This window comes from Haloarcula sp. CGMCC 1.6347 (genome assembly GCF_037078395.1).
GTDB classification, from domain to species: domain Archaea; phylum Halobacteriota; class Halobacteria; order Halobacteriales; family Haloarculaceae; genus Haloarcula; species Haloarcula amylolytica.
The window spans coordinates 681,031-707,795 of the sequence record NZ_JAYMGX010000001.1 but is presented as its reverse complement, the minus strand read 5'-3'; the positions used below and the strand labels follow the sequence as shown (position 1 = coordinate 707,795).

16 protein-coding genes are annotated in these 26,765 nt (G+C 65.6%); 10 read left to right on the top strand and 6 right to left on the bottom strand.

Annotation, left to right across the window (positions count from 1 at the left end):
* The first annotated feature begins 68 nt into the window (after window positions 1-68).
* The 3 genes from folP (at window position 69) to VI340_RS03735 (ending at window position 4,912) form a co-directional block, all read left to right on the top strand.
* Window positions 69-2,540, top strand: coding sequence for a dihydropteroate synthase (folP, locus tag VI340_RS03745; protein ID WP_336357816.1), 2,472 nt, complete (start codon window positions 69-71; stop codon window positions 2,538-2,540).
* Between the two features lie 66 nt (window positions 2,541-2,606).
* On the top strand, window positions 2,607-3,215 hold the full coding sequence (locus tag VI340_RS03740; protein WP_336357815.1) for a class I SAM-dependent methyltransferase: 609 nt from the start codon (window positions 2,607-2,609) through the stop codon (window positions 3,213-3,215).
* 203 nt (window positions 3,216-3,418) lie between these two features.
* Entirely contained in the window at window positions 3,419-4,912 is a 1,494-nt protein-coding gene (locus tag VI340_RS03735; protein WP_336329747.1) for a globin-coupled sensor protein, read from the top strand.
* Window positions 4,913-4,939: 27 nt separating this feature from the next.
* Here VI340_RS03735 and VI340_RS03730 read toward each other — a convergent pair whose 3' ends face one another.
* Window positions 4,940-6,802, bottom strand: a complete 1,863-nt coding sequence (locus tag VI340_RS03730; protein WP_336357814.1) for a DEAD/DEAH box helicase — start codon at window positions 6,800-6,802, stop codon at window positions 4,940-4,942.
* A gap of 101 nt (window positions 6,803-6,903) precedes the next feature.
* On the opposite strand from VI340_RS03730, the gene VI340_RS03725 reads away from it, so the two are divergent.
* Window positions 6,904-8,643, top strand: a complete 1,740-nt coding sequence (locus tag VI340_RS03725; RefSeq protein ID WP_008310198.1) for a Na+/H+ antiporter NhaC family protein — start codon at window positions 6,904-6,906, stop codon at window positions 8,641-8,643.
* Window positions 8,644-8,690: 47 nt separating this feature from the next.
* On the opposite strand, the gene VI340_RS03720 is transcribed toward VI340_RS03725, so the two are convergent.
* Entirely contained in the window at window positions 8,691-9,749 is a 1,059-nt protein-coding gene (locus VI340_RS03720; protein WP_336357813.1) for a glycosyltransferase, read from the bottom strand.
* 128 nt (window positions 9,750-9,877) lie between these two features.
* Between VI340_RS03720 and VI340_RS03715 the strand changes: the two genes are divergently transcribed.
* From VI340_RS03715 to VI340_RS03705, 3 genes are all read left to right on the top strand, one after another.
* A complete protein-coding gene (locus tag VI340_RS03715) occupies window positions 9,878-11,662 on the top strand; it encodes a DUF2339 domain-containing protein (protein WP_336357812.1) in 1,785 nt (594 codons plus the stop codon).
* Between the two features lie 73 nt (window positions 11,663-11,735).
* On the top strand, window positions 11,736-13,547 hold the full coding sequence (locus VI340_RS03710) for a S9 family peptidase (protein WP_336357811.1): 1,812 nt from the start codon (window positions 11,736-11,738) through the stop codon (window positions 13,545-13,547).
* Window positions 13,548-13,667: 120 nt separating this feature from the next.
* Window positions 13,668-14,183: an NUDIX domain-containing protein gene (locus VI340_RS03705; RefSeq protein ID WP_336329752.1), complete on the top strand. Its 516-nt coding sequence runs from the start codon at window positions 13,668-13,670 to the stop codon at window positions 14,181-14,183.
* Here the strand turns inward: VI340_RS03705 and VI340_RS03700 are convergent.
* A complete protein-coding gene (locus VI340_RS03700) occupies window positions 14,180-15,238 on the bottom strand; it encodes an NAD(P)-dependent glycerol-1-phosphate dehydrogenase (RefSeq protein WP_151146770.1) in 1,059 nt (352 codons plus the stop codon). The two genes, VI340_RS03705 and VI340_RS03700, sit on opposite strands and share 4 nt — an antisense overlap.
* A gap of 142 nt (window positions 15,239-15,380) precedes the next feature.
* Between VI340_RS03700 and VI340_RS03695 the strand changes: the two genes are divergently transcribed.
* Both VI340_RS03695 and VI340_RS03690 read left to right on the top strand, forming a co-directional pair.
* Window positions 15,381-17,975, top strand: coding sequence for a glycoside hydrolase family 3 protein (locus VI340_RS03695; RefSeq protein WP_336357810.1), 2,595 nt, complete (start codon window positions 15,381-15,383; stop codon window positions 17,973-17,975).
* A gap of 175 nt (window positions 17,976-18,150) precedes the next feature.
* A complete protein-coding gene (locus VI340_RS03690; RefSeq protein ID WP_336357809.1) occupies window positions 18,151-19,221 on the top strand; it encodes a TrmB family transcriptional regulator in 1,071 nt (356 codons plus the stop codon).
* A gap of 3 nt (window positions 19,222-19,224) precedes the next feature.
* Here the strand turns inward: VI340_RS03690 and VI340_RS03685 are convergent, their stop codons facing one another.
* Window positions 19,225-20,208: an NAD-dependent epimerase/dehydratase family protein gene (locus tag VI340_RS03685; RefSeq protein ID WP_336357808.1), complete on the bottom strand. Its 984-nt coding sequence runs from the start codon at window positions 20,206-20,208 to the stop codon at window positions 19,225-19,227.
* 213 nt (window positions 20,209-20,421) lie between these two features.
* On the opposite strand from VI340_RS03685, the gene VI340_RS03680 reads away from it, so the two are divergent.
* Entirely contained in the window at window positions 20,422-20,982 is a 561-nt protein-coding gene (locus VI340_RS03680) for a type IV pilin (protein WP_336357807.1), read from the top strand.
* A 60-nt stretch (window positions 20,983-21,042) separates the two neighbouring features.
* Here VI340_RS03680 and VI340_RS03675 read toward each other — a convergent pair whose 3' ends face one another.
* Both VI340_RS03675 and gltB read right to left on the bottom strand, forming a co-directional pair.
* Window positions 21,043-22,014: a prohibitin family protein gene (locus tag VI340_RS03675; RefSeq protein ID WP_336357806.1), complete on the bottom strand. Its 972-nt coding sequence runs from the start codon at window positions 22,012-22,014 to the stop codon at window positions 21,043-21,045.
* A gap of 186 nt (window positions 22,015-22,200) precedes the next feature.
* Entirely contained in the window at window positions 22,201-26,748 is a 4,548-nt protein-coding gene (gene gltB / locus VI340_RS03670; RefSeq protein ID WP_336357805.1) for a glutamate synthase large subunit, read from the bottom strand.
* Window positions 26,749-26,765: the final 17 nt, after the last annotated feature.

Genomic DNA, 26,765 nt, shown 5'->3' with positions numbered 1-26,765 from the left:
TGGCGTCTTCGCGGCGGACACACGTAACAGTCCGACAGGCTAAAGCGAACGGCTCCGATAGCCCGACCATGGAGTTCCACGAGGCCGCGAACTTCCTCTTCGAGTTGCGCCGGTTCGCCTCGCGACCCGGTACTGCTGCCACGCAGGACCTGCTATCGTCGCTCGGTGACCCACAGGAGGGGCTTCGCTGCGTCCAGATTGCGGGGTCCAACGGGAAGGGGTCAACCGCGCGAATGGTCGAACGAACGTTGCGGGAGGCCGGCCTCGATGTCGGACTGTACACGTCCCCGCATCTCGACAACGTGCGCGAGCGGATCCGGATCAACGGAAGGAAGCTCTCCGAGGCCGCGCTCGTCGAGTTCGTCGAATCGGTTCAGGCGTACGTGACCGAACAGGGCGCGGCCAACGATTCGCCTACCTTTTTCGAGACGATGACCGCGATGGCGCTGTGGGAGTTCGACCGCCAGGACGTAGACGTTGCAGTGCTGGAGGTCGGTATCGGCGGCCGATACGACGCCACGAGCGTGGTCGACCCGGTCGCAAGCGCCGTCACGTCCGTGACGCTCGAACACACCCACATCCTCGGCGATACCGTCGAGGAAATCGCCCACGACAAGGCCCACGTCGCCCCGGACGGCAATCCGCTGGTGACCGGGACGACAGGCGACGCGCTCGCGGCCGTCCGCGAGTTCACCGACGATGTCGTGACCGTCGGGAGCGCCGTCGAGACAGACCAGAACCCGTCCGAGAGCGAGGCCGATATATCCGTGAGCTACGGCGGTCGTGAAGGCCTGGAGGGGGCGGTCTCGGTCGACGGCCCCGACTGGAGCGTCGATACCTCCCTCCCGCTGCTGGGCGCTCATCAGGCACAGAACGCCGGAATCGCGGCCACACTGTGCCGTCAGGTCGCGGACGTCTCGCAGACGGACCTCGAACGCGGACTCCGAAACGCTCACTGGCCCGGTCGGTTCGAGGTGATGAACGAGTCGCCGCTGGTCGTCCTTGACGGGGCACACAACCCCGGGAGCATCGAGCGCACCGCGGAGACGCTGTCCTCGTTCGACTACGACGACCTCCACGTCGTCATCGGCGCGATGGTCGACAAGGACCACGAGCGTATCGCCGCGGCGTTACCGGGCCCTGACCACGTCGTCGCTTGCCAGCCCAACGTCGACCGGGCCGAGTCCCACCACGTCGTCGCGACCGCGGTGGAGAACACGACCGACGCCACCATCGAGACGCGAAGCGACGTCTCCGGGGCGCTCGATATCGCACTCGACGCCGCGGACTCCGGTGATGCAGTCCTCGTGACCGGGTCGCTGTACGCCGTCCGGGAGGCCCGGACCGGCTGGTCGCGCTCGCTGATCCCCAAGCAGGTCGACTCGCTGGCCGAGGCCCGCGAGACCATCGAGAGCGCCCACGTCACCGATACCGGGGCCTGGCGGATGCGGGGGAAGGGCGTCCACCGCGTCCTGCGCACCCGCGTCCAGCCGCGACAGGCCCAGTACCTCAAGGAGGAACTGCTGTCCCTGGGCGGCGAGTGTGCCGTCTCTGGTCTGGACGGTCAAGAGGAGGAACCAATCGACGTGGTCATGATGGCGACGATGGCCCAGTACAAGCGCCTCGCGGAGAAGCTGGACGGCCAGCCCTACGGGCTCGCGTCGTTCGCCGACGAACTGCGGGCGGCGCTGTCCATCCAACAGTCCGAGCCCGACACGTCGGCAGCGTATCCCTGGGACGACGGGACGGCGGTCATGGGTATCTGCAACATCACGCCGGACTCCTTCCACGACGGCGGCGAGTACAACGCCGTTGAGGACGCTGTCGCCCGCGCTGAGCAAATGGTCGAGGACGGCGCGGACATTCTCGACATCGGCGGGGAGTCGACCCGGCCCGGTGCCGAACCGGTCCCGGTCGAGGAGGAGATCGACCGCGTGGTGCCGGTCATCGAGGCGCTTTCGGAGCTGGACGTCGCCATCTCCGTCGACACGCGGAAGGCCCCTGTCGCGCGGGCGGCACTCGACGCCGGGGCAGACATCCTGAACGACGTGTCCGGCCTCGAAGACCCCGAGATGCGCCTCGTCGCTGCCGAGTACGACGTGCCGGTGGTCGTGATGCACTCCATCGAGACGCCGGTCGACCCCGACAGCGACATCCACTACGACGACGTGGTGCAGGACTGCATCGACCAACTGACAGAGCGCGTCCTGCTCGCCGAAAAGGTCGGACTCGACCGCGAGCAGATCATCGTCGACCCGGGCATCGGCTTCGGGAAATCTGCCACGGAGAGCTTCGAACTGCTCGACCGCCTCCCGGAGTTCGAGGCACTCGGCTGTCCCGTCCTGGTCGGCCACTCCCACAAGTCGCTGTTCGGACTGGTCGGGCAGGAAGCGGGCGACTGTCTTGAGGCGACTATCGCCGGGACAACGCTGGCGGCCGAACGGGGGGCCGACATCGTTCGCGTCCACGACGTCCCGGAGAACGTTGCCGCGGTTCGGGTCGCTGAGGCAGCTCAGAACCCGGAGAAATTCGAGGACTGAGCGGCGCTGTTTGTCCGTAATGCCACCGGACCGAAAGCACTTACGCCACCACCGAGCACCGCTGGTATGGATCAGCGAGACGTTGTCCGCGAGGGGTACGACGAAATTGCGAGTACCTACGCCGAGAAGCGGGACGGGAACGGTCGCGAACGGACCCTTGTCGAATCGCTTGCAACGGCCCTCCCTGATGGTAGTCGTGTCCTCGATGCGGGCTGTGGTGCGGGTACGCCGGCAATGGAAGTTCTCGCCGATCAGCACGATACCATCGGACTGGATATCTCAGCCGAACAGCTCCGTACCGCTTGTGATACTGTCGACTCCGACGGACTGGTCCGTGGTGACCTGGCGACGCTCCCGTTCGCTGACGGTACGTTCGACGCTGTTGTCTCCTACCACGCCGTCATCCACGTCCCGAAAACCGAACACACCGCCGTCTTCTCGGAATTCAACCGCGTGCTCCGGTCCGGGGGACGACTGCTGGCCGCACTCGGTGACGACCCGTGGGAGGGTACCAACGACGACTGGCTGGACACCGGTACCGCCATGGCCTGGAGCTTCCACGGGCGAGAGCGTAACGCTGACCTGCTGACTGACGCCGGCTTTCACATCGAGTCGGCCGAGTCGGTCGACGACGAGCTTGGGGGGACCTTCGCTATCTTTCAGGCACAAGGGTAGAGCGCCAGCGTTCCCAGACTCCGGGCAGCCGTATCAGAAGGACCGTCCGAATCGCGATTGGTCGGGAGATTCCGTTTCGAATTACTGACGAATATGTATGATACCACCATCCCACCCGTAATATTCGGGGTGTCCCTCGATAATACTTTCAACAATGAGAATCGGGAGCGAACATATAAGGTTTGTATCGGTGGAGGTCCGCCATGGAATTACGGGACGGGAGTAAGAACTCCCGAGAGCGTATCAACTCTTCTGACAGAAAAGGGGTCGACGGCGGAACGCTTACCGATCGTATCGGACTGGACGCCGAAGAGATCCGCTGGCGGAAGGAATTCACTGGATTTGACGAGTCGGATATCGATAATCTCACTGCGATGGAGGCGAAGACGAACGCCCGGGCCGAATCTGTCGTCGACGACTTCTACGATCACCTCGAATCGTTCGACGAAACCGTCGAGATTTTCGGGCGGTCCACCAAGTCGGTCGACCAGCTCAAAAACACCCAGTCGCAGTACCTCCGCGACCTCGTCGCCGGGACCTACGACAGACAGTACTTCGAGAACCGGGCCCGTATCGGGAAGATTCACGACATGCTCGACCTCGGCCCGAAGATCTATCTCGGGGCCTACAGCATCTACTTCGAACATTTCCTGCGGACAATCGTCGAGGACTTGCAGTCGGGCGACGCCGCCCGGGACGAGGCACTCGAAGAGATGCGGTCGCGTGCGCTGTCCGTGTTCAAACTCCTCAACCTCGACCAGCAGGTGGCGATGGACACCTACATCGACTCGTACAGCCAGCGCCTGGAATCGGCAATCGACGACCAGCAAGCGCTGATGGAGGAGGTCGAGAGCGGACTCCAGCAGCCAATCGACGAACTGAGCGCCTCAGCCGAGGAAGTCGCCCAGACGAACCAGCAAATCACCGACACAGCCGAGACACAGTCCGAGTCGATGGACGAGGTGGCGGGCGAAGTCGCGGACATGAGCGCGACCATCGAGGAGATCGCCTCGACCGCCGAGGAGGTCGCGAGTACCAGCACGTCGGCCGAGCGGAAGGCCGAACGCGGGAACGAAGCCGCACAGCAGGCCGCGGCTATGATGAACGACGTCGACGACGCCGTGGACACGGTTTCCTCGGACATCGCCGGCCTGCAAGAGCAGGCCGACGAGATCGACGACATCGTCGAAGTGATAAACGATATCGCGGACCAGACGAACATGCTCGCTCTGAACGCGTCTATCGAGGCCGCACGCGCCGGAGAAGCCGGCGACGGATTCGCCGTCGTCGCCGACGAAATCAAGACGCTCGCCGGGGATTCTCAGGAGCACGCGAACCGGATCGAAGACACCGTCACGGAGATCCAGGACGAGACCGTCGACGCCGTCGAGAGCCTCGAAACCGTGACAGAGCAGGTAACGGAGGGCATCGATCAGGTCGAGACGGCGGCCGAACAACTCGAAGAGATCGTGTCGGCAGTCAACGAGGCAGCACAGGGCATACAGGAGGTCTCGGCGGCCACCGACGACCAGGCGGCGTCGACCGAGGAGGTCGCCAGCATGATCGACGAACTGTCGAGCGGCATCGACGACATGACGGCACAACTGGACGACCTCGCGGCGACGAACGAAGAACAGACGGCGAAGATTCAGGACGTGGCCGAGACCGCGCGCCGGCTCGATACCGACACGGAATAAGATCGACCTACAGTCAGCGCGTCTGGCTTACTCCTCGACTTCGGGCGGCTCGACGGCCTCGGCCTCCGTCTCGGTCACGCGGATGCCCTTGGAAGCGAGGTGGCGCATCTGCCGGCGGACGAAGTCCTCTTCTGTCGTCCCCCGCGTCGCGAGAATGACCATCCGGGCGTCGCCGGCGGGGCGCATCGTCCGCCCGGCCCGCTGTGCGCCCTGCCGACGGGACCCGCCCAGTCCAGACGCGACGAGCGCGAGTTCGGCGTCCGGCAGGTCGATGCCCTCGTCGCCGACGCGGGAGACGACCAGCGTGGTCAGTTCGCCGCGGCGGAACTCGTCGAACAGCTTCTCCCGGCGGGCGTGTGGCGTCTCGCCGCTGATAAAGGGCGCGTCGATGGCCTCGCTGATGGCCTCGCCCTGGTCTAAGTACTCGATGAACACGAGCGCCTTCGCGGCCGGATTCTCGGCCAGTGCGTAGCGTATCTCGTCGATTTTCCCGGTGTTGCTGGCGGCGGCCTGCCGGCGGTCGTGGCCCGACGTGGAGCTGTATTCGGACTGCTCGGTCTCGTTGCCCCACGGTACGAGGCGGATTTCGACCTCGGGTTCGGCCACGTAGCCCTCGTCGAACAGTTTCCCCCAGTCCGTGCCGATTGGCGGGCCGATGAGCGTGAATATCTCCTCCTCGTCGTCGCTCTCTCGGGTCGGCGTGGCGGTCAGGCCCAGGCGGTGTTTGGTCTGGAGGTCCGCGCTCCGGCGGTGGATGGGCGACGGGACGTGGTGGACCTCGTCGAAGACGATGAGGCCCCACTTGCGCTGGTCGAACAGTTTCCGATGGCGGTCCATCCCGGCGGTGCGGTAGGTAGCGATGGTGACCGGCCGGATGTTCTTCTCGCCGCCGTGGTACTCGCCGATGTCGTCGTCGGTCAGCGAGGTATGCCGGACCAGTTCGTCGTGCCACTGCGTCGCGAGTTCGCGCGAGGGGACGAGAATCAGCGTCTCGCCGCCGACGGCGGCCATCGCGCCCATCGCGGCGACGGTCTTGCCCGACCCCGGCGGGCCGACGAACACGCCCGAGCCCTGCTCGGTGAACCGCTCCACCCAGTCCTGCTGGTAGTCCCGCAGGCGCAGGCGGAGGTCCATCTCGATGGCGTCGCCGGTCTCCAGGTTCCGGTCGTCCCGGACTGGATAGCCCGCCTCGTACAGCGTGCGCTTGATCTCGGCCGTGGCGTCCTCGTTGACCCACGACTCCGAGTCCGAAATCGGAGCCCGGAGGTGGTCGTCGTCGAGTTTCGGCCGGGCGACGTTGCCCATCAGGTCGTCGCTCTCGGCTTCGAGGACGACGTAGCCGTCCTCGTGGGTCTTCAGGCGGAACTTCCGGGCGCGTTCCCACTGGCTCGTCACCCACTCTTCGAGGTGGGGCGAGCGCTCGCCCAGCACGTCCCGCATCGTCGTCAGGAGGTCATCAAGGGACTCGTGGGGGGCGGCCCAGATGTCCTCCTCGCGGAGTTCGTACACGTAGCCGCCCGAACGGTTGGTGTCCTGCAGGCGCGCGAACTGTGAGAGTTGCGCCCGCGTGAACTGATCGGGGTGTTCGACAACGACTTCGCGGCGGTCGGGAAACAGGACGACGCGTTCGCGGTCGGTCACCTCGGCGATATCTGCCGGATACCATACAGACTCGACCTCGGACACGTCTTGGCGCTCGATGTCACCGTCGTCGGCGAGGCGGTCCAGTGCTTCCCGCGCCTCGTCGGGCGTCAGATCCGTCTTCCGGGAAAGTTCTGTCGCCGTCAGGTGTGGACGGCCGACGGCGTCGATAGCGTCGTAGACGGCGTCGAGTTCGAGTTCCGCGAGGTCCGAGTCGTCGTCTCGGTCGGCTGGCTCCTCGGCTGTCACTACTGATTGGTGGGTGTCGACGCTCAAACGGGTTTCGTCTGGGCGACCGCCCCGTCGGTCCGAACACGTACATTAATATAGCGCCACTTAGACCTGCCGGCATGGTTGAGGGAATCGCGGCTGGACCGTGGTCGATCGTGCCTGCGCTCGTCGCCATCGGTCTCGCCTGGTACACCCGGGACGCCCTGATCGGGCTGTTCGTGGGCATCGTCATCACAGGCGTGCTGGTCGGCGCGTTACATCCCCAGGCTGTTGGGGTCCCGTCGGACCTGATCACCGCTGGCGGTGAGGTGGCGACAGTCCAGCCACAGGCCGAGGACGGCAGTCCCTGGACGGTCGGCGTCGGTGGTATCGTACTCGGAGCGATCTTCGGGCTGAAGCTCGTGCCGGAGATAATCGCCACGGCCCCGCTGTTCGGGGAGTGGTACGTCAAGAACGTCCTGCTCGCCATCTTCGCAATCGGCGGGCTGATCGGACTGATGATCCGAGCCGGGGCGATCCAGGGCGTACTGGAGGCGCTGGTGGCGCGGGCCGACTCCGCCGCAGACGCCGAGAAGGCCGCGTTCCTAGCCGGGATCGCCATCCACATCGACGACTACTTCAACTGCCTCGTGGTCGGCTCGATGATGCGGCCGCTGACCGACAAGTTCGACGTCTCGCGGGCCAAACTGGCCTACTACGTCGACTCAGCGGGGTCGCCGGCCTCCCGGCTCGCGTTCTACTCGACGTGGGGGGCGGCGATGGTCGGCTTCATCGGGGGCGGCCTCGTCGAGGCACAGCAGCAGGGGACGCTGCCCTCGGGCATGACCAACTTCGTGAACACCGGCGGCGAGCAGGTCACCGCGGCGACCGGTGCCGTCTGGCCGCTGTTTTTCAACACGCTGTTTACCGGCTTCTACTCCTGGATCGCGCTCGGTCTCGCGGGACTCGTCGCGTGGCAGGTCGTGCCAAACATCTACGGGATGGGGACGGAGGAATCCCGAGCGAGAAACGAGGGGAAGGTCGTCGGCGACGACGCCGACCCGATGATTTCCGCGGAGATGGACGAGTACGAGGTGTCAGAGACCGCGACGCCGGACTGGCGGAACTTCGCCTGGCCCATCCTCACTATGATCGTCGTCGGCCTCGGCGCGATGTTCTGGCGGGCCAGCCCCGTCATCTACGTCAAGGGGAAGGAAGGGATGGGGGCCACGCTGCTCCAGCTCGGCAGCTGGCAACTCATCACGCCCCCGAGCGGCCCCTGGGCGTTCAACATCGGCGGCGTCCAGTTGGGTCTCGCGTCCTTCTCGGCACTCATCCTCGCCTTCCTGCTGTATCGCTGGAAGGGCGACATCCCGTCCAACGACGATGCCACCGACGCGATGATGGTCGGCTTCAAGGGCATCCTCCTCGCGGCTGTCATCCTGATGTTCGCCAGTTCCATCCAGAACGCGGTGACGATACTGGGTATTTCGTCGTTCGTGACGAACGTCTTCGGCGGCGTCCCGGCGTTTATCATCCCGGTCGGCGTCTTCCTCGTGACCTCGTTCGTCAGCTTCTCCGATGGCTCGTCGTGGTCGACCTACGGCATCATGTTCCCAATCGCCATCCCGCTCGCGTTCTCGACGGGCGCGAACCTCCCGCTCGTCCTCGGTGCGGTGTTCAGCGGCGGTATCTTCGGCGACCACACCTCGCCCATCAGCGACACGACCGTCCTGGCGTCGTCGACGAGCGGCAGCGACCACATGGTCCACGTCCGGAGCCAAGCGCCTTACGCTCTCATCGCGGCGGGTATCGCGGCCGCGCTGTTCCTCGTGTTCGGGCTGGTGCTCCCCGAAGGGTTCCGCGTCATCCCGTACTGACTGGTGGCGATTGTTCGCGTCATCAGCGCGTCTGAGCGGTGTTCCGATTAGAAAAGACCGGTCTCCTCGATACGCGACTCGTACAGGTCCTCGTACTCTGCCCGGACCTGTGCGTGGTCGAACTCGGCGCAGGACTCGTCGACAGTCCGGCGCTCGAAGTCGGCCGATTCGGCGATTTTGTCGGCGATCTCCTGCGGGTTCGTCACCCGGAACGCGCGGTCGCGCTGCTCGATGAGTTCGTGGGCCGACGACTCGGCCTGGTACTCCACGATACCGATACAGCCACAGGCCATCGCCCAGAGGAGATCCGTGGCAAAGCACTCCCGAAACGCCGTCTGGACGAATACGTGCGCGCCCTTGTAGATCGAGACGCGCTCCTCGATGTCGCACGCGCCAGCGAAGGTCACGCGGTCGTCGATACGGAGGTCGGCCGCCTCCTGTTCGTAGTACTCCCGCTCCGGGCCGTCGCCGATGATCGTCGCCGACCAGCCCTTCTGTCTGAGTTCCGCCAGCCCGAGCAGCAGCGACTCGACGTTCGCGCTGCCGTCCAGTTTGTGGGCATACACCACGTCGATCTCCTCATCCGTGTCAGCGTCCCGGACGAGGTCCATGTCGATGCTCTGTGGGAGGACCGTGGTCTGGTCCGCCGTCGCTCCCCGCTCTCGGACCCGCGTGCGGACGAGTTCGGAGGGGGTGACGAGACAGTCCGACGCGCGGAGCGCGAGGTCGGCCCGGCGGCTCTCGGGCACGTCTTCGTCCCCATACCACTCCGTGAGAAGCGGGGCGCGAGACAGCGTTGCACCGGTCTTGGCCGCGAGTGCGACCGACGACGGCGTCGGGTGGACGTGGACGACGTCCGGGCGGAACCGGGCGAGCATGGCCGGGAGGCGGACACAGAAAGAAGGGACAGTCGGCGAGACGGTGACGGCGCGGTACGTGACGCCGCCGCGCTCGCGCTGATTGTCGAACCCCGGCCACCACTGCGAACAGAACACGGTCACGTCGTGGCCGGCAGCGGCGAGTTCGGTAGCCACCCGCTCCAGCCGGGTCCGGCCCACTGTGTCCCGGTACTGACTCGTCTCCATGGCGACGACCGCGACACGCATACAGGTGCGACGACGTGGCCGCTCAAAAATCCACCCGTTCGCGGTTGACGGCGACAGATGGCGGATTGGCCGCCGGAACTGTCGTTCGACTGGATGTTTATTACAGCGACCGCGCAACGTGTCAGTGTATGAGCGATGATGAGGACCTCGAAGCGGAAGTACGGGACCTCCGCGCCGAGGTCGATGCCCTCCAGACACGCATCACCGCCCTGGAATCGGCACTCGACACCGACCCGCCTCCGTCTGCCGGGGACGAAACTGCAACCACTGAAGTGGACACAACAGCTCCAAAATCGGAGTCCGCGGAAGATTCGGAGATAGCGCCAGAGACCGGCGAGACAGCCGACAGCGGAGCGCCGTCCGGCGAGCGGAACTGGGAGCGCGACATCGGGATGAAGTGGCTCGGCGGGGTCGGCGGACTCGCGCTGGTGGTCGGCGTCGTCTTCTTCATCCGCCTGGCCATCGAGGCGGGCTACCTCGGCCCGCTCGGGCGTGTGCTCACCGGCACAGCAGGCGGGCTCATACTGCTCGCTGGCGGCCGGTACGCCGCCGAGCGACAGGGCTACGACCGGTGGGGCCGACTCGTCGCGGGAACCGGCCTCGCAATCGCGTATTTCAGCGTCTACGCGGCCTACGGCTTCGAATCGTACCGCGCCGCCATCGGAGCGCCGCTGTGGGTGGTCATGCTGGTCCTGACAGCTCTCGTGGCCGCCACAGCGGTCGTCTCGGTGCGGGACCACGCGCCGGCCGTCGCTGGCGAGGCGTTCCTGCTGGGATACGTCACTGCCTACGTCGGACTCGACGCCGGTTCCTTCGTCGTCTCGCCGGCCTACGTCGTGCTTCTCACGGCCGGGCTGGTGACCATCGCAGCCGTCCGGCCGTGGAGCCGGCTCGTCCTCGGCAGCGTCGTCCCGGCCTACGTGCTCCACATCGCCTGGATGAACAGGCTAGAGCCACCCGAAGCGGTTGCCACCGCCATACTCACCGCGACGTTCGCCGTCTACGCCGCTGGTGTGTACGTGCTCCGTGCGAGCGACCGAACAGACCGATGGCACCGCCGACTGGTGGAAGCGACGACCGGTCTCAATGCCGTGTTCGCCGCGATCCTGCTGGAAGGCGTCGTTCGTCGACTCATCCCGACAGCGCCGGACGGAGTGGCTGTCGGCGCAGTCGGACTCGCCCTCGTCGGCGTCTACGCCGTCACGGGGTCACGCCTCGGACAGCAAGACAGCGCCGCTGGGATGCTTGCCGTCGTGCTCCTCGCCGTCAGCGTCGTCCTCGCGGCCGACCCGTTCTTTGCGACCGCCGGACTTCTCGGCCTGCTCTGTGGGGCGCTGACGGTCGGGTCCCGCCGCGACGCGAGGGCAGTTCGTATCGGCGGACACCTCGTCGCCGTCGGGACCGTCGCCAAACTGCTCGCCGTGGACGCGACCGAATTGCCGGCGTTCTCGCTCGCGGACCCGCTGGCGACCGCGATGGGGCGACCAGCCGCCTACCTGCTGGGAATCGCGGTCTTCTACGCGCTCGGTCGGTGGTTCGGCGGGGCATCGACAACGGTTCCCGGCATTGACCGCGAACTCTCTATGGCTGCTCCGTACGCCTGGACAGCGACCGGGCTCGCGGTGGTGTTCCTGGGACTGGAGCTTTCGGGGGCCGGGCTATCGGTCGCATGGGCCGTCCTGGGGCTCGCGTTCGTTGGGGCTGGCCTCGCGTTTGACGCCCGCAGTCGCCGGCTCCAGGGCGTCGTCGTCCTCGGCCTGGTGACAACCAAGGTGTTCCTCTACGATACGCAGGGGCTCGATACGCTCGCCCGGACCCTCTCGTTCCTCGTGCTGGGTGGCATCCTCCTCGTCGCTTCGTACGCGTACGCCCGCTGGCAGGGTGAGGAGCCGCTCAAGCGGCTGTCCGGGTGATACTGTCGCGTTCCGCTGTATCAGACCACGGCCGCCACAAAGGGTTTTGCCGGTCCCTGCCGTCCCACCGGTTGTGACCGCGTACGACCTCTCTCGCTATCTGAACGTCCGCAGCGCCTACGGCAGTTCCTTCGCGCCGGACGGGACGCTCGCCTTCCTGATGAACACGACCGGCGTTGCCCAGCTCTGGTCGCTCACCGAGCCCCACGGCTGGCCCGAGCAGCTGACCTTCTACGATGACAGCGTCAGTTTCGTCGACTACTCGCCCGAGCGCCAGGAACTCGTCTTCGGCATGGACGAGGGCGGCAACGAGCGGGCGCAGCTGTACCGGCTCGACGCGGACGGGCGCGTCCACGAACTCACCGGAATGCCCGACGCGAAGCACCGCTGGGGCGGCTGGTCGCCCGACGGCGAACGCTTCGCCTTCGCGTCGAACCGCCGCGACAAGGCCGTGTTCGATATCTACGTGCAGGACCGCGCCGCGACCGGCGACGACGCGGACCTGGTCTGGGAGGGCGACGGCTGGCTCTCCGTGGGCGGGTTCTCGCCCGACGGCGAGCGCCTGCTGGTCAGCGAAGCCCACTCCAGTTTCGACCAGGACATCTACGTGCTGGACATCGACAGCGGGGACCTCAGCCATCTCACGCCGCACGAGGGGAAGGTCCGCTACACGAGCGCGTCGTGGGGACCAGACGGCGATTCGGTGTATCTCGTGACCGATGCGGAGAGCGACACGCTCGAACTGGCCCGCCTCTCGCTCGACGGCGACCTCGACGTCGTGCGCTCGGACGACCAGTGGAACATCGACGGCGTCGCGCTGGACGAGGACAGCGGCCGCCTCGTGTACTCGCGCAACGTCGACGGCTACAACGAACTCACCGTCGGCGAACTGACGGGGCCGACGACCATCGAGACGTTCCCGACGCCGGACCTGCCGGGCGGGCTGGCTGGCGGCGTCGCCTGGGGACCCAACGCCGAGCGTTTCGCCGTTAGCGTCACCGGGCGGCGGGTCAATACCAACGTGTTCGTCGTCGAGACCGAGACGGGCGAGAGCGAGCAGTGGACGGCCGCTTCGACGGCCGGCATCCCGCGCGAGACGTTCATCGAGCCAGAGGTCGTCCGGTTCGACTCCTTCGACGGGCGAGAGATTCCGGCGCTGTTCTCGCTGCCGGACGGTGCAGCTAACGGGGCCGGTGCTGACGGCGACACGCCCGTCATCGTCGACATCCACGGCGGCCCGGAGAGCCAGCGCCGCCCGTCGTTCTCGGGCCTGACCCAGTACTTCCTCTCGCGAGGCTACGCGGTCTTTGAGCCCAACGTCCGCGGGTCGACCGGCTACGGGAAGGCTTACACGCACCTCGACGACGTGGAAAAGCGGCTGGACTCGGTGAAGGACCTGCGGGCCGGCGTCGACTGGCTCCACGCCCACCCGGCCGTCGACCCCGACCGAATCGTGGCGATGGGCGGCTCCTACGGCGGCTTCATGGTGCTGGCGGCGCTGACGGAGTACCCCGACCTCTGGGCGGCCGGCGTCGACGTGGTCGGCATCGCCAACTTCGTGACGTTTCTTGAGAACACCGGTGACTGGCGACGCGAACTCCGCGAGGCCGAGTACGGCTCCCTTGACGAAGACCGCGAGTTCCTCGAATCCATCTCGCCCATCAACAACGTCGACCGCATCGACGCGCCGCTGTTCGTCCTCCACGGGGCCAACGATCCGCGTGTTCCAGTCGGCGAGGCCGAGCAGATCGCCGAGCAGGCGGCCGAACGGGGAGTTCCCGTGGAGAAACTCGTCTTCGACGACGAAGGACATGGCATCAGCAAGCGGGAGAACCGCATCGAGGCCTACACCGCTGTCGTCGAGTTCCTCAACAAGCACGTCTGAGAGGTCCGACCGAATGCTGTGACGGGCGGTATTACAGGGAATCACAGCCGGCGCACAGGGTAGTTTCAAACTATGAGAGCGTTCAGGCGGATTTATTACGCTGCCGAAGCACCGTTTCGTATGGAGATAGCCGAGCGCTCGCGAGCGCGGGTGCAGGAACGCCTCGCCCGGCTCGAACAGGAGTTCGGCTCGACGCCGGTGGACCAGACCACCTTTTCGGTGGGGGCGGAGGGGTACCAGCGCGCTGTCGAACGCTCGCGAGAGGGGCAGGTGGATGTACACGCGTTCGTCCACAACGAGTCGGGCGACGTGCTACTCAGCGACGCCGACGGGTCCTGGGAGATCCCACAGGGACAGACACAGGGGGCCGAGCGGCCGGCGGCAGCGGCCGAACGAGTCGTCACCGAAACAGCCGGCGTCTCGTGTACCATTCGGGACGCGGTTCGGGCGACCATCTGTGGCGTGCGAAACGAGACAGACCAGAACGCCGAGACGGTGTATCGACTCAGTATCGTGTTCGACGCCGAAGTCAACAGCGCCGCACTCGAAGGCGATGACACCGAGACGGTCGATGGGGCCGACGCGTCGATTCGATGGGACGACTCGAGCGATGTCGCGGTCGCAGAACTAGTTTAGATAACACCAGTGACTGTTGCTGCTTCTATCGCCGCTTCTTCGCTCATCCCGTCGCCGAGCACCGTGTAGCGGTCCCGTATCTGGTGGGCCGTGGTCAGCGCCTCGATCACTGTCTCGTCGTCGATGCCGAGCTCGTCCGCCGTCGTCGGCGCGCCGATGGCCGCCAGCGCGTCCCTGGCGTCTTTCCACTTGCCTTTCTGGCCGCTGTGGAGGTACTCGGTCATGATCGAGCCGACACCGACCTGATGGCCGTGGAGCGCGCCGTCGGGGACGAGCCGGTCCAGCTGGTGGGAAAACAGGTGTTCCGCGCCGCTTGCCGGACGCGAGGAATCGGCGATGGACATCGCGACGCCGGAGGAGACGAGCGCTTTCACGACGATCCACGAGGACTCCTCCAGACCCTGTTTTATCGAATCGGCGCTCTCGACGAGCATCTCGGCAGTCATCTGGGAGAGCGCACCGGCGTACTCGGAGTAGTGGACGTTTTTCAGGCGGTGGGCAAGCTGCCAGTCCCGGACCGCGGTGTAGTTCGAGATGATGTCGGCACAGCCGGCGGTCGTCAGCCGCCAGGGGGCCTCTGCCAGCACCTCGGTGTCGGCGATGACGGCCAGTGGTGGTTCGGCAGCGACGCTGTGGCGCGTATCGCCTTCGGGGACCGAGCCACGGCCCGAGACGATGCCGTCGTGGCTCGCCGCCGTCGGCACCGAGACGAACCCCAGCCCGAGGTCGTCGGCTGCCATCTTCGTGATGTCGATGGCTTTCCCGCCGCCGACGCCCAGTAGGAAGCCCGCGTCGATCTCCGACGCGTGGTCGATGACCTGCTGGACGGCGTCGAAACTGGCCTCCTCGATGACGATCTCGGATGGGTCGTACCCCTCGTCCTCGAACTGTGCGACCACTTTCTCGCCCGCGACCTTGTGCGGCGTCGGACTGGAGACGATGAGCGGCCGCCCGGTCAGGTGGAGCTCGCTCACGGCCTCGATTGTCCGGCCGAGGACGCCGTGCCCGACCACGACGTTCCGGGGGAGGCGGATCCAGGTGCGTTTCTCGAACATGGTTGCCTGTCTCCGGGCACGCGTGAAAACAGTTTAGGTGCAACTGGCGGTCCGACTGTGCGGTAACCGAAATCTTTTGACAACAATCACACGCCAGTTTTCCAAAAACAATTATTAACATCACTGTTTGGGTGTGCCTGTCATGCCACATGACACGACTGACGACGGTATGCGGGCGTCTCGGCGGACATTTCTGAAAGCGACCGGTGTGGCCACGGCAGCGGCCGCAACCGGCGCAGGTGTTGGGACCGCCGCGGCGCAACCGGACGTCGATTCGCTCGTCGGCGACCTCACACTGGAACAGAAAGCGGCCCAGATGACACAGGTCGCGATCAGCTCCTTCGAGGCGGAGCCGGAGGAATCGAACGTCCCCGACAGCTTCGGGGTCGACACGGTCGGCGAGTACTTCAGCGAACTCGGCGTCGGGTCGATCCTCTCCGGTGGGGCCGAGCCGCCGAGTTTCGACGCCAACGCCGTAGTCCAGGGAATCAACGCCCTACAGGAGTACAACCTGACGAACGCCGACCACGACATCCCGTTCCTCTACGGCGTCGACGCGACACACGGGAACGGCCTGCTGGAGGGGGCAACGGTGTTCCCCCAGCGGCTGAACATGGGTGCGACGCGAGACCTGAACCTGATTGCAGAGGCTGAACGCCACACGAGCGACGCAACGGCGTCGATGGGCGCACACTGGACGTTCGCGCCGACGACGGACCTCCAGCGGGACCCCCGGTGGGGGCGCTTCTTCGAGGGCATCAGCGAGGACCCGAAACTCGAAGCGGATGTCTCACGGGTACGAGCGCGAGCGCTCGAGGACGACGACCGGTTGACGGCGTGTGTCAAACACTTCGCGGCCTACTCGGTCCCGAACAACGGCAACGACCGCGCACCGGCCTCGACGTCGCTGCGTGACCTCCGGACGAACATCCTCCCGCCGTACCGGGAGGCACTGGAGTCCGAGCCCGGGACGGTGATGGTCAACAGCGGGTCGATAAACGGAGTTCCGGCCCACGCCTCCCACTGGCTGTTGACGACGCTGCTCCGGGACACCTACGGCTACGAGGGGATGGTCGTCTCGGACTGGGACGACCTCAACCGGATGGTTACGAACCACGACTACGCGCCCGATTTCGAAACGGCGACCGAGATGGCCATCAACACCGGTGTCGACATGTACATGATCGGCAACGGCGGCGACGCGCCGGGACCGGTCCAGTTCATCGACACCGTCGTCGGACTCGTCGAGGACGGCGCGATTCCCATGGAGCGCATCGACGAGGCTGTTCGGCGGAGTCTTGAACTGAAGGCTGACCTCGGCCTGTTCGAACAGCCGACGGTCGACGAGTCCCGCATCGGGAACGTGCTCGGCGGCGCACAGGAGACCGCTGAGACGATGGCAAAGGAGTCGCTGGTCCTCCTGAAAAACGACGACGACACGCTCCCGCTGTCCGGCGACGAGAACGTCCTGCTGACCGGGCCCGGCGTCGACGGCGACGGCAACAACACCCGCGCGCTGATGCAACACGGCGGCTGGACGCTCGGCTGGCAGGGGGCCAGCGCCGGCGGCCCGTACCCGCGCCAGAACCTCCTCGAAGACGAACTGGGCGCTCGCGTCGGCAGTCTCACGCACGTCCCAACCTCGTACGAGAACACCACCTGGTGGGCCGGAGAAGGCGACGGCGAGAACCAGCAAAGCGACGAGAACGGCAACTTCGACTTCACCGACGAGCAGCGATCACAGGTCGAGTCAGCGGCCCCCGAGTCCGACGCCGTCGTCGTCGTTCTCGGCGAGGGAACCCACAACGAGGGCTTCGGCGACCGTGACGAACTGGTACTCGACGAGTCCCAGCAAGCGCTTCTGGACACCGTCGTCGCGTCCGCCGACGATTCGACGCCGATCATCGGCGTCATGCTCGCCGGCGCGCCGCGGGGGTCCCCGGAGACGTTCAGCCGGCTCGACGCCCTCCTGTTTGCCGGCCAGCCCGGCAGCGACGGCGGGGTCGCCATCGCCGAGACGATGGTCGGCGAGTACAACCCCTCGGGCAAGCTCCCGTTCAGCTGGCCCGAGAACGTCGGCACGACGCCCGTGCAGTACAACCGCTACGAGCCGACGTCGACTGGCGGAACGGACAACACTGCGATCTACGAGTACGGCCACGGCCTCTCCTACACTGACTTCGAGTACGGGAGCGTCTCGGTCACACAGCCGACCGTCGGCAACCCGGCCAATCAGTCCGAGGTGACCGTCGGCGTCGAGGTGACGAACACCGGCGACATGCCCGGCGAACACATCGTCGAGGTGTTCAACACCCAGTCCTACGGCTCGGTGCTCCAGCCGAAGCGCCGCCTGCTCGGCTACGAGCGCGTCTCGCTGGATTCCGGCGAGTCAGCCACGGTGGACGTGACCGCTGACCTGACGGCGCTGGAAGTCGTCCCCGGTGACGTGCTCGGAGTCGGGCCGAAGGTCGTCGAAGCCGGCGAGTACGAACTCACTGTCGGTCAGGACGGCCCGACGACCACGCTCACCGTCCAGAACACGGCGAGCATCACCGAACCGGACCCCGTTCCGGGCCTCCCGAACGGGTCAGGGGGCAACCCCGGTCGGGGCAATGGCAACGGGAGCGGAAACAACGGCAACAACGGGAACGGAAATGGCAACGGCGACAACACCAGCCGCGACCCCACCATGGAAGACGTCGTCGACCTGCTCGACGAGGTTCGGCACCGTTCCTGACCAGGCCGCCGCGGTCCCGCTCTGCCGGTGCTCCCCGTGCTCTGGAGCACCACAACGTACAGACACACGCCGGCCCGCTCGCACGCCCACGAATCATTATATATTCTCAGTAACATTATCTGAAACAGCGATCCAATGACACGAAGCCAGCTAACACGGTTTGAGCGGGACAGTTATGCCTGACTCCACACGCCAACCCAACGCGGCCGTCCGGGACCGACTCCAGCAGTACGGCCTCTCCGAAACAGCGGCCGATACGTACCTCGCCGTCGTCGAAACGGGACCGGCAACGGCCCGGACGGTGGCCGAGACGGCAGGGGTCTCCAAGAGCTACGTGTACGACATCTGTGATTCGCTGGCCGCGGACGGCTTCGTCACCGTCGACGACCACCGGACGCCGACGGTCATCCGTGCGACGCCCCCGTCGGAGGCATTCGGCGCGCTGAAACGCGAACTCGACACGCTGGAGGCAGCGGTACAGACCCGGTACGAGGACACCTCGTCCGACGACAACGCCTTCGAGGTGGTCAAATCCAAACCGACTATCGTCAAACGGCTGGAACAACACATCGACGCCGCCGAGTGCGAAGTCGTGCTCCAGGTCCCGGCCCGCCGACTCCCAGATATCCGCGACACGCTCCGCCGCGCCCGCAAGCGGGGCATCCTCGTGCTCCTGACGCTGTCGAGTTACGACCCGGCAACGATAGAACTTGAACTGGAAGGGGTCGCCAACGCCGTCCGTCTCGGCCTCGACGGCGCGCCCTCGTTGCTTGCGACGGACCAGCAGCGCGGGTTCGTCTCGCCGTCGACGATGCTCAGTTGGGACCACGACGAGACGAACGCGATCACGTTCACGCAGGAGGCGGTCGCGGCGGTGTTAGTCGGTTCCTACCTGGGCAATTACTGGCCGATAGGCGAGGAGGTCCTCCTTTCGCGGCCGCCATCGCTTCCGGCCCGGTACGACATGTTCCGTCCCGTCGTGTTCACGACCACGCTCGCGCTCCAGGCCGGGAAGTCCGTCGTCGCAGACCTGTACGCGCGACCGACAGGCTCGGATGACGATTTCGAAGTGATATCCGGCACGGTGGTCGATATCCGACAGAATCTCGTCGAGCCACACAACAGCGATTTCGGCTTCGAGAACTCGCTGGTCGTCGACACCGGACAAGGCCGCATCACCGTCGGCGGATACGGCGCGTTCTTAGAGGACTACGAGGTCAAGCACACGACGCTCCGCCGGGCGTAGTTGTCACTCGGTCAAGCGGTCGAGAAGCGCCACTTCCGTGTCCCGGTCAGGTCCGAACTCCCGACCGGTTCGGTCGTTCTCCCGATGTTCGGCGACGGTCACGGCCAGCGCCGTCTCGTGGGGCGTCGACGACCAGCCAAGGTCGCGGAGCTTTGCCGTCGACAACAGATGCGGTGAGTCGCGGTAGATAGGGAAATCGTCGGGGTCCAGCCCCGCCGCCGCGAGTTCACGCTCGCCGACGCCGATGGTCTCGACGTCCGTCTCGTGTACTCTGGCGAGCAGGTCGACCCATTCCCGGAGTGTCGGCGCGTGCTCGTCGCCGACGTTGTAGGCCTCGCCGGCCGTTCCCCGCTCCGCGACGAGGCGAAGCGCGCTCGCCACGTCCTCGACGTAGGCCATCTGCCACAGGCTGAGGCCGTCGCTGGGAACGACGATCCGGTCGTACTCGGCCACGCGGTCGACCCAGTAGGCGAACCGCTCGGTGTAGTCGTAGGGACCGTACACGACGGTCGGCCGGACGCTCATCGCCCGCACGCCGTCCTCCGCGGCGGCGAACACCTCGCGGTCGCCTTCGGCCTTCCGTGGCCCGTACGTCTCCGTGCTGTCGGTTGTGGCCTGCTCGGCAGTACAGCCCGCGAGCGGCGTCTCCCCCTCCCGCTTGGGCGTTCGCTCGGCGCCGTAGGCCGCGCCACTTGAGATATATACGTACGCGTCGACGTCGGCAAACACGTCGGTTGCCGCCCGGACATCTTCCGGAAAGTACGCCACGCAGTCGACGACCACGTCCGGATCGACCCGCTCGCGAGCGGTTTCGAGCGTGTCCCGCTCGTTCCGGTCACCCTTGATGTGGTCGACATCGGAGTTCGCGAACGGATTCGAGCGCTGGCCGCGGGTGAGCATCGTCACGTCGTAGCCCGCGTCGCGGAACTCTGTGACTGTGTGCCGGCCGATGAACCGACCGCCGCCGATGACGAGGACACTGTCCATATGCCGTGCTCGAACGGGACCAGCAAAACAGTGTGGCTCACCGCCGGCATCTGCCGCGGGTCCGACAGTCGACACCGATTGTTTGCCGGGGCGGCAAGACGACCTGTTTCTCCGCAGAATGGGACGATAGAACCGGCAATATAGGGTTCAAGACGACGTCTCACGCCGGTCCCGTTGCGGATGTTTTTATGTAACCGGATAGTAGCAGACCCAGTGACGGGTCAGTTGCGTGCTGTCTCCTCGATCATTTCGGTTATCCTTCTCGTGGCGGTAACTGTCGTTCTCGCGGCAGTGCTGTCTGTGGCGACGGTTGGCCTCGCGGAGACGTTGGATGATACAGCGCCCGTAATCGGCCAATCAGACGGTGAGTTCGCCGCACAGGATGGGTTCGACGGGGGCATCGTCCGTATCACGCACGTTGCTGGAGATGTCGTCCGTGTCTCGGATATCGAAGTGGCAGTCAGTGCCGACTGTAGCGGCGACGGAACTGAAAAGCACGGGCGGTTAGTCAATCTGCCGGCGAAATCGGGTGACCGGCCACAGAGTGACAACATCGAGGGCGACGATATCTTCGACGAGAGCACTGGCTCGCTCACGGAGCGCGGTGCCGATGATACCGGGGCACTGGTTACAGACGAGTTCCGTCCCGGCGACGTGATCGTCTTCCGGATCGCGGGCGGGGACTGCGACTTGCAGTCGGGCGACACGGTGACCGTTCGAGTTGTGCACACCCCGTCGAACGCGGTTATTATCCGGCAGGAGTTAACTGCATGACTCGACAGGTACCCGGCACAGCGAAATAAAAACGAACGAGGCGCTTCCTCGTGCCTGCGGTCAGTTCCCGCCTGTCGCGTTCGTCACGTTTGTCGAGAACCCTGTATCCGCGCTGGAGGTGTTCCCGCCGCTGCTCCTGCCAGTCTGCAGGATGATCGGTGTCCCGTCGTCGTCGGTCGCCAGAATGACCTTATCTGAATCGTCGATGCTCTGGACGTACTGTTGTTTCAGCACGACCGGATTGTCCCGGAGCGCCTCACCGCGAATCTCGATAACCCGGGCGTCGGCTTCGGCCTGAATCTCTTGTCGTTCCTTGTCGCGTTTGGCCTGTTGAATCTCGAACTTTTTCTCTTCGACGCGTTGCTTTGCGATTTCCTTGTCGTTGAGCGCCTGGTCGTACGAGTCCGGGAGGTCGACGTCACGGACCTGTACCTCTTCGAGGACGAGCGCTTCGCCCTCAAACGCGGATTCAAGTTTCTGCTGTGCCGCCTCACCAAGCCGCTCACGGCCGCTGTTGGTGTATATCTCGCTTGTCTGGATACCGGCGGCTTCGCCACGGAGTTGCGACCGGACGGACGGTCGGATGAGTCGTTCTTCTGCTTGCTCGACGTTTCGCCATTGGATGACGAACCCTGCCGCGTCCGCCTCTTCGACCTTGTACCGGACGGTGATGTCGATGTCGACTGTCGTCCCGTTGATGGTCTGGACCGTCACTGCATCGGACTGTGTCGCTCTGTCGCCCTCGCCCTCTGTGTTGGCCATCGTGTAGGTCCGCGGCCGGATTTCCACGTCTTGAACCGAGTCCTTGACCGGCACGATAATGTGTGCGCCCGGCTGGAGCTCGTCGCCGGTTACCGCGCCGAACGACTTTTGCACGCCGACGTGGCCTTCGGGGACCTGATGGTAGCCACCGAATAGGGCCGTTGCGACGGCAAGGGCAACAATGACGCCGACACCGATACGGAGGCCGCGGCCGACATCGATGTCGATGTCCGATCCGGAATCGGGATCGGGACCGGGGATGTCACTCATGATGCGCTCCGACACGATACTACGGTTGGTTGTACGGGGACCATATCCAGCACTTTGGCCCGACGGCTATAGGGTCAGCGGTTGATTGTCACAGTCTCCCATCACTAACAGAACTCACTCGATTGTGGTCGCAAAGACGCGGGCTGTGACCGACTCCGTATAACAAAAACGTGGAATAACCGCGGTTCAGTCGTCTGTCGAAGCGGCGAAGTCGGCCTCAGCGGCTTCGGCGCTGGGCGCGGCCTTGGCCGGCGGCTCGTTGCGCACGTCGTCGCGTTCGCGGTCGGCGATGACCTCGGCGTAGGCGTCGGGCATCACCTTCGTGAACTTCTCCACTTCAGCGTCCCAGTTCTCGAGCAACTCGGTCGCTCGGTCGGAGTCGGTGTAGGCAGCGTGGTTCTCGACGAGCCGGGTGATCATCTGGCGGTCCTTTCCTTCGAGGGTCTCTGACAGCGACACCATGCCGGTGTTTGCCTTCGCTGCGAACTCGCCGTCGGGGTCGTAGACGTAGGCGACGCCGCCGGACATCCCGGCCGCGAAGTTCTTGCCCGTCTCGCCCAGCACGACGATAGCGCCGCCGGTCATGTACTCACAGCCGTGGTCGCCGACGCCCTCGACGACGCCCTTGACCCCGGAGTTGCGGACGGCGAAGCGCTCGCCGGCCATGCCGTTGACGTAGGCTTCGCCCTGGGTCGCGCCGTACAGCGCGACGTTGCCGATGACGATGTTCTCCGCCGGGTCGAAGGGAGCGTTGTCCGGCGTGTTCAGGATCAGCTTCCCGCCGGAGAGGCCCTTGCCGACGTAGTCGTTGGCCGTGCCGGTCAGCTCCATCGTCACGCCCTGTGCGAGGAACGCGCCGAAGGACTGGCCGGCCGTGCCGTCGAAGTCCACCCGGATAGTGTCGTCGGCGAGGCCGTCGCCGCCGTGCTCGCGGGAGATGCGGTTCGAGAGGGTTGCCCCGACCGCACGGTCGACGTTGTTGATCTCGGTGTCGATAGCGACCGGATCACCGTCGTAGATGGCGTCCTCAGCTGCGTCGATGAGGTCCCAGTCGAGCTGTTCGTCGACCTCGTGGGTCTGTTCCTCCTGCTTGTAGCGGCCGTCGTTGTCGGCCGGCTCCGCGATGACTCCCGAGAGGTCGAGCTTCTGGGCCTTCGGCTGGGACACGTCGTCGCGCTGTGCCAGCACGCTCGGTCGGCCGATCATCTCGTCGACCGTCTCGAAGCCGAGTTCGGCCATAATCTCCCGCAGTTCTTGGGCCACGAACGTCATGTAGTTGACGACGTGCTGTGGCTCGCCGGGGAAGCGCTCGCGGAGGTTCTCGTTCTGCGTGGCGATGCCGACCGGACAGGTGTTCTCGTGGCACTGCCGGGCCATCACGCAGCCGGAGGTGACCATCGACGCGGTCCCGAAGGTGTACCCCTCGGCACCGAGCAGGGCGGCCACGGCCACGTCGCGGCCGGTCTTCATGCCGCCGTCGGTGGTCACCTTGATGCGCGAGCGCAGGCCGGTCGCCCGGAGCATCTGGTTGGCCTCCGAAACACCGAGCTCCCACGGGAGGCCGGCGTTCTTGATCGAGGTCTTGGGCGACGCGCCGGTCCCGCCGTCGTGGCCCGAGATGTGGACCACGTCGGCGTTGGCCTTGGCGACACCGGCCGCGATGGTCCCGATGCCGTCCTCGGAGACCAGCTTGACGTTGATGTCGGCCTCGGGGTTCGAGGCCTTGAGGTCGTGGATGAGCTGCTTGAGGTCCTCGATGGAGTAGATGTCGTGCAGCGGCGGCGGCGAGATCAGGCCGACGCCCGGCGTCGCGTAGCGGACGTGGGCGATCATCTCGTTGACCTTCTTGCCGGGCAGGTGACCGCCCTCGCCGGGCTTGGAGCCCTGGGCCATCTTGATCTGGAGCTCGTCGGCCGACGCGAGGTAATCCGAGGTGACGCCGAAGCGACCGGAGGCGACCTGCTTGGTCGTACACTCCTTTTCGGTGTCGAAGCGCTCGGGCGGCTCGCCGCCCTCGCCGGTGTTGGCGTTGGCCCCGAGCCGGTTCATCGCGATGGCGTTGTTCTCGTGCATCTCGGGCGACAGCGATCCGAGCGACATCGCCGCGGTCTCGAAGCGCTCGACGATGTCTTCGACCGGCTCGACCTCTTCAATGGGAATCGACTCGCGGTCGGAGTCGAATTCGAGCAGGCCACGGAGCGTCTGGAGCTCCTCGTTCTGGTCGTTGACCAGCTCGGCGAACTCCTTGTACGTGTCGTAGTCGCCCATGCGGACGGCCTGTTGAATCTTGCCGACCGTGTTGGGGTTCCACTGGTGGTGGATGCCGTTCGAGCGGAACTCGTACTCGCCCTGGCGGGGCATGTCGGGCTCCTCCTCGCTCCAGGCCACCTCGTGGCGCTGGGAGAGGTCGTCCTCGATTTCCTCGATGCCGATACCTTCGGTTCGGCAGGTCGTCCCCTCGAAGTACTCGGCGATGAAGTCCGAGGAGAGGCCGACGGCCTCGAAGATCTGAGCGCCCTGGTAGGACTCGACCGTCGAGATACCCATCTTGGCCATCGTCTTCAGCAGGCCGTCCTCGACGGCGGTGATGTAGGCGTCGATGGCGTCGGCGAGGTCCGCGCCGTCCGGTCCGGCCACCAGGTCCTCGATGGTCTGGTAGGCCAGGTAGGGGTTGACGGCACCGGCTCCGTAGCCGATGAGCGTCGCGAAGTGATGGACGGCTCGCGGGTCACCGGACTCGACGACGAGGCCGACGTGGTTGCGGAGGCCGTTGCGGACGAGGTGGTGGTGGACGCCGCCGACGGCCAGCAGGCTGGGAATCGGGACGCGGTCCTCGCTGGCCGCGCGGTCCGAGAGCACAAGGATGTCGTGCTCTTTGGCAGCGGCGTCGGCTTCGGCCCGCACGTCTTCGACGGCCTGCCGAAGGTCGCCACCCGACTCGTAGGTGATGTCGATGACCTTCGTGGACATGTCGTTCGCGTCCAGGTCCTTGATCGACGCCGTCTCCTCGTCGGTGAGGATCGGCGAGTCGAGGACGAGTTGGCGGGCGTGATCTTGGCTCTCGTCGAGCATGTTGCGCTGGAAGCCCAGCCGGGACTCCAGCGAGGTGACCAGTTCCTCGCGGATGTAGTCGAGCGGCGGGTTCGTCACCTGGGCGAACAGCTGCTTGAAGTAGGTAAACAGCGGGCGGTTGAACTGCGAGAGGACCGACAGCGGCGTGTCGTCGCCCATGGAGCCGACGGGGTCTTTCCCCTTCTCGGCCATCGGCTCGATGAGGTGGTCGACCTCGTCGTACGTGTAGCCGTACATGGCCTGGTGGCTCCGGAGGGCGTCCGCGGGGTCCTGTGGCTCGTTGTCTTCGCGGTCGGCGACCTCGTCGAGGGCGACCTGTTCCTCGGCGACCCACTCGCCGTACTTGTCGTCCGTGATGTCGTCGAACACTTCCTCGTCGGGGATGACACGCCCCTCTTCGGGGTCGGCGAGGAAACACTGTCCGGGCTGGAGCCGGCCGCGTTCCCGAATCTCGCTCGCGTCGTGTTCCAGCGCGCCGGCTTCCGAGGACATCACGAGCGTGTTGTCCTCCAGCACGTCGTAGCGGCACGGGCGGAGGCCGTTCCGGTCCAGCACGGCACCGATGCGGTCGCCGTCGGTGGCTGCGACGAGCGCCGGGCCGTCCCAGGGCTCGACCAGCGAGGCGTGGTAGTCATAGAAGTCGCGCCGGTCGCCGGTCACGTCGTTCATCTCGCCGCGCCAGGCTTCGGGGATGAGCATCCGGAGGGCGTGGGGGAGGTCGCGGCCGCCCTGAAGCAGGAGTTCGAGCGCGTTGTCGACGCTCGCAGTGTCTGACTGCTCGGGATCGTCGATGATCGGTTTGATCTTCTCTAAGTCGCCCTCAAACTCGTCGCTCTGGATGTCGGTCTCCCGAGCGCGCATCCAGTTGATGTTCCCCTGAATCGTGTTGAACTCGCCGTTGTGGATGACACGGCGGTAGGGGTGGGCAAGGTGCCACGCGCCCAGCGTGTTCGTCGAGAAGCGGGCGTGGACCATCGCGAACGTGGACTGCAGTCGCTCGTCTTCGAGGTCAGGGTAGTAGTCTTCGAGCTGTTCGGCCTTGAGCAGGCCTTTGTACACCACTACGTCGGTGGCGAGCGAGACGACGTAGAAGCGCTCGTGGCCCGGCGGTTTCTCTTCCTTGACGGTGTTTTCGAGCGACCGGCGGCCGATATACAGTTGGTTCTCGAAGGCGTCGCCGGTCTCGCCCGTCGCGGAGGTGACGAAAAACTGGACGATGGCGGGCTCTGATTCGAGCGCCGTTGCGCCCAAGTCGCTGTTGTCCGTGGGAACGTCGCGCCAGTCGAGGACATCGAGGCCCTCCGCGGCGAGTTCCGTCTCGACGAGGTCCTTCAGACTCCCGGCGACCTCGTCGTCTTTCGGGAGAAAGAGCGTGCCAACGGCGTATTCGCCGGCAGGCGGCAGGTCGGCGTCGACTTCGGCAGCGAAAAACTCGTGGGGGATCTGGAGCATGATGCCCGCTCCGTCGCCCGTATCTTGCTCGGCTCCTGTCGTCCCTCGATGTTCGAGGTTGTCGAGGAGTTCGAGTCCGTCCGATACAACCCAGTGGTCGCTCTGGCCGTCGAGGTCCATGACGACCCCGACGCCACAGTTCGACCGTTCGTCCGTGGGATCTGCAAGCCCGGCGTCACCTGCAGAGAGACCTGTCTGTCGCTCAACCATGTGTTTCACGACTGGGG